The sequence below is a fragment of the Pseudoalteromonas sp. KAN5 genome (assembly GCF_022846535.1).
Taxonomy (GTDB): Bacteria; Pseudomonadota; Gammaproteobacteria; order Enterobacterales; family Alteromonadaceae; genus Pseudoalteromonas; species Pseudoalteromonas haloplanktis.
The window spans coordinates 2647995-2660000 of sequence record NZ_AP025589.1 but is presented as its reverse complement, the minus strand read 5'-3'; the positions used below and the strand labels follow the sequence as shown (position 1 = coordinate 2660000).

Here is a 12006-nt window from a genome sequence, read left to right as displayed (position 1 = left end):
ACCGGGAGATAGCTGGTTCTCCCCGAAATCTATTTAGGTAGAGCCTCGGACGAATACTTACGGGGGTAGAGCACTGTTAAGGCTAGGGGGTCATCCCGACTTACCAACCCTTTGCAAACTCCGAATACCGTAAAGTACTATCCGGGAGACACACGGCGGGTGCTAACGTCCGTCGTGAAGAGGGAAACAACCCAGACCGCCAGCTAAGGTCCCAAAGTCATAGTTAAGTGGGAAACGATGTGGAAAGGCCCAGACAGCCAGGAGGTTGGCTTAGAAGCAGCCATCCTTTAAAGAAAGCGTAATAGCTCACTGGTCGAGTCGGTCTGCGCGGAAGATGTAACGGGGCTAAACTATGCACCGAAGCTGCGGATTCATCTTAGGATGAGTGGTAGGGGAGCGTTCTGTAAGCCGTTGAAGGTGTACCGGGAGGTATGCTGGAGGTATCAGAAGTGCGAATGCTGACATGAGTAACGATAATGCGGGTGAAAAACCCGCACGCCGGAAGACCAAGGGTTCCTATCCCATGTTAATCAGGGTAGGGTAAGTCGACCCCTAAGGCGAGGCCGAAAGGCGTAGTCGATGGGAAACGGGTTAATATTCCCGTACTTGGTATAATTGCGATGGGGGGACGGAGCAGGCTAAGCAAGCATGGCGTTGGTAGTCCATGTGAAAGTGAGTAGGTTGGTGACTTAGGAAAATCCGGGTTGCTAAGACTGAGACACGAGACGAGTCACTAAGGTGATGAAGTTGCTGATGCCATACTTCCAGGAAAAGCCTCTAAGCTTCAGATTATACCGAATCGTACCCCAAACCGACACAGGTGGTCAGGTAGAGAATACTAAGGCGCTTGAGAGAACTCGGGTGAAGGAACTAGGCAAAATCGTACCGTAACTTCGGGAGAAGGTACGCTCCTATCTGTGATGAGATTTACTCTCTAAGCGGACGGGAGCCGCAGTGACCAGGTGGCTGGGACTGTTTATTAAAAACACAGCACTGTGCAAAATCGCAAGATGACGTATACGGTGTGACACCTGCCCGGTGCCGGAAGGTTAATTGATGGGGTTAGTTTTCGGACAAAGCTCTTGATCGAAGCCCCGGTAAACGGCGGCCGTAACTATAACGGTCCTAAGGTAGCGAAATTCCTTGTCGGGTAAGTTCCGACCTGCACGAATGGTGTAACCATGGCCACGCTGTCTCCACCCGAGACTCAGTGAAATTGAAATCGCAGTGAAGATGCTGTGTACCCGCGGCTAGACGGAAAGACCCCGTGAACCTTTACTACAGCTTGGCACTGAACATTGAACCTACATGTGTAGGATAGGTGGGAGACTTTGAAGATGAGACGCTAGTCTTGTTGGAGTCGTCCTTGAAATACCACCCTTGTAGTTTTGATGTTCTAACGTTGGCCCCTGAATCGGGGTTACGGACAGTGCCTGGTGGGTAGTTTGACTGGGGCGGTCTCCTCCCAAAGAGTAACGGAGGAGCACGAAGGTTGGCTAAGTACGGTCGGACATCGTACGGTTAGTGTAATGGTAGAAGCCAGCTTAACTGCGAGACAGACACGTCGAGCAGGTACGAAAGTAGGTCATAGTGATCCGGTGGTTCTGAATGGAAGGGCCATCGCTCAACGGATAAAAGGTACTCCGGGGATAACAGGCTGATACCGCCCAAGAGTTCATATCGACGGCGGTGTTTGGCACCTCGATGTCGGCTCATCACATCCTGGGGCTGAAGTCGGTCCCAAGGGTATGGCTGTTCGCCATTTAAAGTGGTACGCGAGCTGGGTTTAGAACGTCGTGAGACAGTTCGGTCCCTATCTGCCGTGGGCGTTTGAGAATTGAGAGGGGTTGCTCCTAGTACGAGAGGACCGGAGTGAACGAACCGCTGGTGTTCGGGTTGTCATGCCAATGGCATTGCCCGGTAGCTACGTTCGGAACTGATAAGCGCTGAAAGCATCTAAGCGCGAAGCAGGCCTCGAGATGAGTTCTCACTAGACTTTTAAAGTCTCTGAAGGGCCGTTGAAGACTACAACGTTGATAGGCAAGATGTGGAAGCATGGTGACATGTTAAGCTAACTTGTACTAATTACCCGTGAGGCTTAACCATACAACGCCAAACGCGTTTTATCATTTACGTCCATGTAAATGACTAAAGCCGCACAAGTGCGTTAAAATCTGTTCCAGACAGATTTTTATGTGACTGTTTAAGCGCAGAAGTTAAGATTGTAGGTCGTGATTTATCGCGACAACTAAAGTAGATTTACTGACAGCCGTAAGCCATAAGCTTTCAGCCGTCAGAAAACAATTATCAGCCATTTTCCAAATTTTAGTTAGTGCGTAGTAATACGAACTGACACCAAATTTGCTTGGTGACAATAGCGTTTTGGACCCACCTGACCCCATGCCGAACTCAGTAGTGAAACGAAACAGCGCCGATGATAGTGTAGCATTTGCTATGTGAAAGTAGGTCATCGCCAGGCTCCAAATAATAGAAACCCGTTACAGCGATGTAACGGGTTTTTTGTTGTCTGGAATAAAGTATAGCTGTCAGCTATCAGCCGCACAGTGTCAACCTGGACACCGTAGCGTGGGTTGAGTATCTGATACTCATGGATAAATAAAGCCACAGACAATGAGAGCGTAGCATTTGCTATGTGGCTCTCTACCGCTGTAGGCACTACGTCATCCCAGGCTCCAAATAAGAGAAACCCGTTACAGCAATGTGACGGGTTTTTTGTTGTCTGGAATAAAGTATAGCTGTCAGCTATCAGCCGCACAGTGTCAACCTATACACCGTGATGAGTCTCTGACACCCACGGAGAAAAGAACGCCACGAACTCCTCAGAGCGCAACATACACCTTTAAAACGGCTTGCCTCTTTCACTCTCCCATACTTTAATCTTGAAAAACTCGAAACTCGAAACTCGAAACTCGAAACTCGAAACTCGAAACTCGAAACTCGAAACTCGAAACTCGAAACTCGCAAATTTTTATCTACAAATGCCACCAACTGATCCCAACTATCATGTTAGAATTTTGTTTTTATCAACATAGAGAGTGAGAGCTATATTGGCTAACTCTGATTACCAACATGTCTTAAATGAAATTATCGCTGAAGTTCAGCCATTACTATCTGAGGGAAAAGTGGCTGATTACATTCCCGCGCTAGCTGAAGTTGATGCTAATCAATTCTCGATTGCTATCTATACAACTGACGGGCAAACTTTTTGTGCTGGGGATTGCGCGCAGCGTTTTACTATTCAATCTGTGTCAAAGGTGATGACACTGACTCTGGCCTTACAGCGTTATGGTGATGAACTATGGCAACGTGTCGGTAAAGAGCCTTCTGGTACTGCTTTTAACTCTTTGACGCAGCTTGAGTTTGAAAAAGGCATACCACGTAACCCTTTTATCAATGCTGGTGCTATTGTAACTTGCGATGCTTTATATAGCCGCTTATCTGCACCTATGCATACTATGCTTGAGACTTTCAGAGAACTATCAGGAAATAAAAGTATTACTATAGATAAAAAAGTGGCTAACTCTGAGTATGAGTTCCGCCATCGCAATGCTGCAATGGGGCATTTGATGAAGTCATTTGGTAACTTTAATAATGAAGTTGATGATGTGCTGTGGGCTTACTTTAACTTTTGTGCAATTGAGCTTAATTGTGTTGAGTTAGCTAAAGGGTATAGTTTTTTGGCAAATAAAGGAGTTTGTTACTTGAGTGGCAAACGAGTGCTTTCTAGCCTGCAAACTAAACAGCTAAATTCTTTGTTATTTACTAGTGGCTTGTATGACGCCGCAGGTGATTTTGGTTACCGAGTAGGGATGCCTGGTAAATCTGGTGTGTCGGGTACTATTTTGGCTGTGTTGCCTGGTAAATTTACGGTAGCGGTGTATTCGCCGGGTTTAAATTCTTTTGGTAATTCTGTGGCTGGAATAGCAGCTTTAGAGCTGCTATCTAAAAAGCTCGATATTTCTATTTTTTAGCAAGTTTACTGTTCCCAGTAAACTTGCTCTAAACAGTCTTCTCGTTCAGGTAAACCACGCGATAGACGAGGGGAGTGTTGTACAAGCACTTCATAGCTGGCGCGGTTGGCGTACTTACTGATCTGCGCCAAAGATGAGTAGGTCATTGCGGGCTGCTGGTGTTTAGCCGAGTTACCTACATTGAGTTTATGATAAACATTGGCTGATAGGTCGTGTAACACTGCTGCTAATGCGCAATCACCAGCACCATTTGTATTTTTAATGCTGTCAGGCCCGCCCATAAATGGGGCTGTGTGGCTGTAAGCGCGAATTGGGTTTTCACAGTCACTTTGACGCATTGCACGGGAGAATTCATAACGATTGAAGTCAGCTATCGCACCGGGTAAGAGAGGATATTCAGTTTCACGTTTAAACTTTTCATCGACGAAACCTGCCATGAATAAGCCTTTTTCGCCAGCGGTACAGATCACTAAATCGACCCAATCAAGCGCTTTATCAGCAGCTAATAGTGGATCTTCAAAACCGGTGATAGCGAAACCTTCTTCTTCATTCATTGCTAAAATATCAACATGCTTAGCGACAAACTCAGCCCACCAAGTTGGATCTTGTTCGATTAAGAATTTTGTTCCTAATGTTAGCACGACGGGTACGCCAGCATCGTTTGCATATTTTACTGCTTGCATTGTTGCTTCGGTCATCGTCTCTGCGCCTTGTGTACGCATTAAGTAAGCGCTGATCACCAATGCTGATGAGTTTTCTATTAACTGCTGATCAATTGATTCAGGACGCAAGTGATTCATAAGCCCTGCACTAATTGCAAAGGTACGTTCGCCTGAATCATCAATTAAAGTAAAGCAGCGACCTATAGGGCCATCTACTGGTTGTAGATAGTCTAAATCTACGCGGCTTGAGGTATTACATAAGAAGCGGTACGCATAACTACCAATTTTGATGTTTTCACTCATTACACCAAGTAACACAGAACGATCATCCGCTAATACAGAATAGTTGTGCATGGTATTACCTATAGTGCCACCGGCAAATTCATAGTCGATCATGTCGTTCAGTTTTAAACGGTCATATAAAGCATTGGTTATATCACTATCTATAACTTGCGACATGCCTCTACGTAGCTGAAATTCATCAAGGAAAGCTTGATCAACTTTAGCTTCTATATCAACTACTATTTGGTCAATACCTGTGATGTAGCTGCGCTGTAACCGATCACTGGCGTTAAGTTGATTTGTAAGTGGATCTTTGGCTTCCACTGGAAAATAATGTTTATGCCTGCGGCGTCCAGGAAATTTCATTTGCTACCCGTGTGTTGTGAGCTAAATAAAAAAAGCGGGAGATTATAGCGTAAATCACCTAAGGTGAGCCACGTAAATGCTGCTTTAATTTGTTTTATTTTTATCACTAATTACTAAGTTTAGCGTTTTATCAGCCTAAGTGAGTATAATTAAACAATAATTAGTTAAAGGTTAAATCAATGACTGAACAGTTGGATGATCAATATTGGATGGCAAAAGCACTCGAGTATGCACAAAAAGCTGAGCAATTGAATGAAATTCCTGTCGGGGCTGTGCTGGTTAAAGATAATCAGCAAGTTGGAGCTGGTTATAATCGCTCTATTACTGATAATGATCCTTCCGCTCATGCCGAGATGATAGCAATCCGTGAAGGAGGTAAAGCGCTTGATAACTATCGCTTAATAGATTGCACTTTGTACGTTACATTGGAGCCATGCTCAATGTGTGCGGGCTTGTTGGTACACAGTCGTATTAAGCGGTTAGTTTTTGGTGCTGCTGATGCTAAAACAGGCTCAGCTGGATCAATCATGAACTTATTACAAGATCCTCGGTTAAATCATCAAGTAGAAGTTGTGGGAGGGGTGCTAGCGGAGCAAAGTGGACAGACTATTTCTAATTTTTTTAAACGCCGCCGCCAAGAAATTAAAGCTAAAAAGCAAGCGCAGCGAGACCTGAAGGCTTAACCTACAGGCGTCGCTGTATTTAATTCTGCCATTTGTTGCATCGCAAACATGCGACGACGCCAAATAACTTTTTTATGTAAATTGCGCAGCATAATTCTGCGCCGTGTTGATGATGAATAAATCACGTTACGTTTGAACGAATGTGTCCGGCGACGTTTCAACATAGTATCTCCTAAAAATGTGAGAGTGAGAAATAACTTGATACTACACATTAGTGATCATTTGATGACAAGTAAATAGATATCGTAACCTTATTGTATTTTAAGTTATTTTGATTCTTTGTCATCGTCTTTTTTGGGAGATAATACGGGGGGAGTTGTCGTTGACTTACTCGCTTCTGTGGTTATAGGGGCTTCTTGTATTGAATCAGCTGTGCTGCTGGGCTCTTGCTGTGCAGGTTTCTCAATTACTGTTTGTGTTTCAGTTTGCGGTTTTACGTTAGACTCTTTTGCTGGGACGACTTCAGGCTCAGCAGGGGCAATCGCATCATTTTCATCAAGCCATACTAAAGCGTCGTAGTAACGGCGAATATTATCAACATATTGCACTGCGACATCGCCACGGGAATAACCATACTTGGTGTTACGGTAATAACGCTTTTTGATGAGCAATGGTAAGCGTTTTTTCACATCTGCCCATTTATCGGGACTTGCTCCTTGTTGCTCGGTAATGATCCGCGCGTCATTTACATGACCCCAGCCAATATTATATGACGCTAATGCCAACCACATGCGATCAGGTTGCGGGACTCGATCTGGGATGCGTTTTTCTAGTTTCATTAGATACTCTGCACCGCCTTTTATATTTTGCTCTGGTGCTAAACGGTTCGTTACACCAACTTGTTTTGCTGTATCGCGAGTGAGCATCATAATACCACGTACCCCCGTTGGTGATTTAGCGCGTGGGTTCCACATTGATTCTTGATAACTTAAAGCTGCAAGCAGGCGCCAATCTAGCGTCCCCGCATATTGCTCAAACCAAGGTTGATATTTAGGTAAAGTGTCTTTGATAGCTTCAATATAGGCGAGGGTATTGACGTAGTTAAATTGGCGCACGTGACCAAAGTATTTTTCTTCAAGAACGTATAGTTGATTATTTTGCTTCACTTCACCAAAAAACGGCACCATTAATGCGTAGAGTGAATCATCACCGTCTTTGCGCAATAACCATGCAATTGGATCATTGCGGGTAACTGAAAAACCAATACTTAAATTGGGGTGGTAGCGACGGAATAAAGATAAAGTGTGCGAGTCTGCAAGGGTGTAATCTATGTCTCCATCTATTACGCCTTGCAGTAACTCTTCTTCATCAAACTCTTCGGTTTCTTGCCAAGTTAAATTCGGGTGAGTTTGTTTTATTTGTTGAAGTGCTAATGAGTGGCTACTTTTTGCCAGTACCGTTAAGTTACCAGTTAGATCATCAAAGTCACGAGGTCTTACACGTCCTTGCTTATAAACTAATTTTTGACTAATGGTGCGATATGTTGGGCCAAACCGGTAAGTTTGAGCACGAGTTTTGTCATAAGTTAAACCGGAAGCTATTAAATCTAAGTCGCCATTATCTAAACGAGAAAACATATCGGATAAGTTAAAGAACGGCACCATTTCAAGCTCGACACCTAAATGGTCTGCAAACTCTTGCGCTAACTCATATTCAAACCCTTGTTCGCCTTGTACGGCTTGGTAGTAGTTACTTGCCCCTGCTAATGTACCAACTCGGATTTTATTGTGTGCTTTAATTTGACTGAGTTGAGATTGTTGCTGCTGCATATCGCAGGCACATAAAAACATTACTAACGTAATGATTGTTATTAGCTTTTGTTTAAACATACCGCGCCCCTTGAATGCTACTATCCCCTTATATCAAAACTTTAACGTGGCGTCACTTGTCGATTTGTTGTAGATGATGTTGCGCTGTTTTAATATCTCCATGTGCTGAACGGTAATATTCGGGATAAACGATGCGAACAAATACGGGCATTGACGCAATTTTAATTCCCCCCTTAACCTGTATTTCCGAGTTACTTGGGTATATAATGCCCGCCTAAAATATCGTTCAATCCCTAACCCCGGATGAAAATACCTATGTTGATCCTTCGTGGTGCACCAGCACTTTCCGATTTTAGAGTTCAGAAAATTTTAGCCCGTTGCCAACAGGCGCAACTTCCAGTCACTAATGTATACGCTGAGTATGCACACTTTGCCGATTTAACGGCAGAGCTTTCAAGTGACGAGCAAACTAAGCTTGAGAAGTTACTTACCTATGGTCCAACGATTGCCGAACATACACCAGCAGGTACTTTGGTGTTAGTAACGCCTCGCCCAGGAACAATCTCACCTTGGGCTTCAAAAGCGACGGATATTGCACATAATTGTGGTTTAGCGCAAGTTCACCGTGTAGAGCGTGGTATTGCTTACTATGTTGAAGGTGATTTAAACGCTGAACAGCTTTCTCAAGTCGCAGCCTTGTTACATGATCGCATGACTGAAGCAACACATGGCGCAATGGACGATGCCGCTAAATTGTTCCGCACTGACGCACCAAGTCCAATGTCATCAGTAGACATTTTAGGCGGTGGTCGTGAAGCGCTTGCTACGGCAAACGTTGAGCAAGGCTTTGCACTGGCAGATGACGAAATCGATTACTTGGTAGAGAACTTCCAAAAGTTAGGGCGCAACCCGAACGACATCGAATTATTTATGTTTGCACAAGCAAACTCAGAGCATTGCCGTCACAAGATTTTTAATGCAGATTGGACAATTGATGGTATCGAACAGCCAAAGTCGCTGTTTAAAATGATTAAAAACACCTACGAGCATAATCCTGAAAATGTATTATCTGCCTATAAAGATAACGCTGCAGTAATGACGGGCTCTAAAGCGGGTCGTTTCTTCCCGAATGCTGAAGGTGAATACGCGTATCATCAAGAGAACATTGAAATCTTGATGAAAGTTGAAACGCATAACCACCCAACAGCCATTGCCCCATTCTCAGGTGCGGCAACGGGGTCTGGTGGTGAGATTCGTGATGAAGGCGCCACCGGTCGTGGCTCTAAGCCAAAAGCGGGTTTAGTTGGCTTTACTGTATCAAACCTACGTATTCCTGGTTATGAGCAACCGTGGGAAACTGATTTTGGTAAACCGGGTCGTATTGTTAACGCGCTTGATATTATGATTGATGGCCCACTAGGTGGCGCGGCATTTAACAACGAGTTTGGTCGTCCAAACTTATTAGGTTATTTCCGTACTTATGAAGAACAAGTCAATAGCCACAATGGTGTCGAAGTTCGTGGTTACCACAAGCCAATCATGCTTGCCGGTGGTTTAGGTAATATTCGTTCTGAGCATGTACAAAAAGGTGAAATTCCAGTTGGTGCAAAACTGATTGCATTAGGTGGTCCTGCCATGAACATTGGTTTAGGTGGCGGTGCCGCTTCATCAATGGCATCTGGCCAATCAAATGAAGATTTAGACTTTGCTTCTGTACAGCGCGAAAACCCTGAAATGGAACGTCGTTGTCAGGAAGTGATCGATAAGTGTTGGCAACTTGGTGATGCTAACCCAATCGCGTTTATCCACGATGTGGGCGCAGGTGGTTTATCAAATGCATTCCCTGAGCTTGTGAATGACGGTGGTCGTGGTGGTAAATTCCAGCTACGCGACATTCCTAATGATGAACCAGGTATGGCGCCGCATGAAATTTGGTGTAACGAATCACAAGAGCGTTATGTACTTGCCGTAGCCGTTGAAGATTTTGACCGTTTTGAAGCTATTTGTAAGCGTGAACGTGCACAATATGCGGTCATTGGTGAAGCTACTGAAGAGCGTCATTTAACAGTTGCTGATAGCCACTTTGATAACAACCCTGTTGATTTACCGCTAGATGTATTATTAGGTAAAGCACCGAAAATGCACCGTGAAGCGCACTCTTTAAAAGCGACTAGTGAAGCGTTAGATACAGCAAAAATTGATATCGCAGATGCTGCACAGCGTTTATTACGCTTACCAACCATTGCAGAAAAAACCTTCTTGATCACGATTGGTGATCGTTCTGTAACAGGTTTAGTTGCGCGCGACCAGATGGTTGGCCCGTGGCAGGTACCAGTGGCTAACTGTGCAGTGACAGCTGCAACGTATGATACTTACCATGGTGAAGCTATGTCACTGGGTGAGCGTACACCTGCGGCATTACTGAACTATGGCGCATCAGCACGCTTAGCTGTAGCTGAGTCATTAACTAATATTGCATGTGCCAATATTGGTGGTCTTGAGAATATTAAGCTATCTGCAAACTGGATGGCTGCTGCAGGTCACCCAGGTGAAGATGCCGGTTTATACGAAGCAGTTAAAGCCGTGGGCGAAGAGCTTTGTCCTGCACTCGGCCTCACTATTCCTGTGGGTAAAGACTCTATGTCGATGAAAACTCAATGGGATGAGAATGGCGAGCAAAAATCGGTTACTGCACCGCTTTCGTTAATCATCACTGCATTTGGCCGTGTTGAAGATGTACGTAAAACGGTGACCCCACAGTTACGTACAGATAAAGGTGAAACGTCACTGATCTTAGTTGATTTAGGTGCAGGCAAAAACCGCATGGGTGCATCAAGCTTAGCGCAAGTTTATAAGCAATTAGGCGATGTAACCCCAGATGTTGATAGCCCTGAATTATTAAAAGGCTTCTACAATGCAATGCAAACACTAGTCGCAGATAACAAGTTACTTGCTTATCATGACCGTTCAGACGGTGGTTTATTTACCACAGTAGCTGAAATGGCATTTGCTGGTCACACGGGTGTAACAGTCAACCTTGATGAGCTAACAGGCTCAGATATTGAAGTTCTTTATAACGAAGAGCTCGGTGCTGTTATTCAAGTTGCTAATAGTGATTTAGACGCAGTAAATGCGGTATTTGCTGAGCACGGTATTGCAGCAATCAGCCACGCAATTGGTTCTTTAAACGGTGATGACACTGTAGTCTTTAATCGTGCAGGCAACACAGTACTTAGTAATACACGTACAGAGCTTCGTACAATTTGGGCCGAAACAACGTACCAAATGCAAGCGCGTCGTGATAATCCAGATTGTGCTAAACAAGAGTTCGATGCCAAGTTTGACGCTAAAGATCCTGGTCTTAACGTTAAATTAAATTTTGACTTAAACGAAGATGTGGCAGCGCCGTATATTGCTACAGGCGCTAAGCCAAAAATGGCTATCTTACGTGAGCAAGGTGTTAACTCGCACCTAGAAATGGCTGCTGCGTTTAACCGTGCAGGTTTTGCAGCGGTTGATGTGCACATGAGCGATATTCTTGAAGGGCGCTTAAGCCTTGAAGAATTTAAAGGCTTAGTGGCATGTGGTGGTTTCTCTTACGGTGACGTACTAGGTGCAGGTGAAGGCTGGGCTAAATCAATCTTGTTTAATGATATGGCACGCGATCAGTTCCAAAGCTTCTTTGAGCGTCAAGACTCATTTAGCTTAGGTGTGTGTAATGGTTGTCAGATGCTATCAACGTTAAAAGAGTTGATCCCTGGCACTGAGCATTGGCCACGCTTTGTAACTAATAAGTCTGAGCGTTTTGAAGCACGCTTTAGCTTGGTTGAAGTGCAGGAGAATCCTTCTGTATTCTTTAACGGTATGGCAGGCTCTCGTATGCCTATCGCGGTGTCTCATGGTGAAGGTCATGCTGAATTTGCAGACGGTGCTGCGGTTAAAGCGGCGCTTGAGTCAGGTACTGTTGCGGTTAAATTTGTTGATAACTACGGTAACCCAACAACTCAGTATCCGGCTAACCCAAATGGTTCGCCAGAGGGCATTACAGGTATTACATCTACTGATGGTCGTGCGACTGTGATGATGCCACACCCTGAACGCGTATTCCGAGCGGTTGCTAACTCTTGGCACCCAGATGAGTGGAGCGAGGATAGCCCATGGATGCGTATGTTCCGTAACGCACGTAAAAATGTAGGTTAATTTACATTTATACAAGCTAGGTTCATACTTTAGCGATAGAATAAAAGGCTGC

General features: G+C 44.6%; 6 protein-coding genes and 2 rRNA genes (1 of these 8 cut by a window edge). 5 read left to right on the top strand and 3 right to left on the bottom strand.

All coding sequences use genetic code 11. The features are described from left to right. From KAN5_RS11830 to glsB, 3 genes are all read left to right on the top strand, one after another. Nucleotides 1-2106, top strand: a 23S ribosomal RNA gene (locus tag KAN5_RS11830) (it extends 779 nt beyond the left edge of the window). A 258-nt stretch (nucleotides 2107-2364) separates the two neighbouring features. Then, nucleotides 2365-2479: ribosomal RNA gene (gene rrf / locus KAN5_RS11825) — 5S ribosomal RNA — on the top strand. 589 nt (nucleotides 2480-3068) lie between these two features. After that, a complete protein-coding gene (gene glsB / locus KAN5_RS11820) occupies nucleotides 3069-3992 on the top strand; it encodes a glutaminase B (RefSeq protein ID WP_016708376.1) in 924 nt (307 codons plus the stop codon). Nucleotides 3993-3997: 5 nt separating this feature from the next. Here glsB and KAN5_RS11815 read toward each other — a convergent pair whose 3' ends face one another. Further along, a complete protein-coding gene (locus KAN5_RS11815; protein WP_016708375.1) occupies nucleotides 3998-5302 on the bottom strand; it encodes an inosine/guanosine kinase in 1305 nt (434 codons plus the stop codon). Between the two features lie 179 nt (nucleotides 5303-5481). Between KAN5_RS11815 and tadA the strand changes: the two genes are divergently transcribed. Beyond that, on the top strand, nucleotides 5482-5985 hold the full coding sequence (gene tadA, locus KAN5_RS11810) for a tRNA adenosine(34) deaminase TadA (RefSeq protein ID WP_138553856.1): 504 nt from the start codon (nucleotides 5482-5484) through the stop codon (nucleotides 5983-5985). On the opposite strand, the gene KAN5_RS11805 is transcribed toward tadA, so the two are convergent. Beyond that, entirely contained in the window at nucleotides 5982-6149 is a 168-nt protein-coding gene (locus KAN5_RS11805) for a hypothetical protein (protein ID WP_016708372.1), read from the bottom strand. The two genes, tadA and KAN5_RS11805, sit on opposite strands and share 4 nt — an antisense overlap. A gap of 102 nt (nucleotides 6150-6251) precedes the next feature. Next, nucleotides 6252-7814, bottom strand: a complete 1563-nt coding sequence (gene mltF, locus KAN5_RS11800; RefSeq protein ID WP_016708371.1) for a membrane-bound lytic murein transglycosylase MltF — start codon at nucleotides 7812-7814, stop codon at nucleotides 6252-6254. Nucleotides 7815-8069: 255 nt separating this feature from the next. On the opposite strand from mltF, the gene purL reads away from it, so the two are divergent. Next, nucleotides 8070-11954, top strand: coding sequence for a phosphoribosylformylglycinamidine synthase (gene purL / locus KAN5_RS11795; protein WP_244389766.1), 3885 nt, complete (start codon nucleotides 8070-8072; stop codon nucleotides 11952-11954). Nucleotides 11955-12006 lie beyond the last annotated feature (52 nt).

Coding starts and splice junctions, on each gene's coding strand:
- KAN5_RS11815 (WP_016708375.1), bottom strand. CDS start 5,302: ATGAAATTTCCTGGACGCCGCAGGCATAAACATTATTTTCCAGTGGAA.
- tadA (WP_138553856.1), top strand. CDS start 5,482: ATGACTGAACAGTTGGATGATCAATATTGGATGGCAAAAGCACTCGAG.
- KAN5_RS11805 (WP_016708372.1), bottom strand. CDS start 6,149: ATGTTGAAACGTCGCCGGACACATTCGTTCAAACGTAACGTGATTTAT.
- mltF (WP_016708371.1), bottom strand. CDS start 7,814: ATGTTTAAACAAAAGCTAATAACAATCATTACGTTAGTAATGTTTTTA.
- purL (WP_244389766.1), top strand. CDS start 8,070: ATGTTGATCCTTCGTGGTGCACCAGCACTTTCCGATTTTAGAGTTCAG.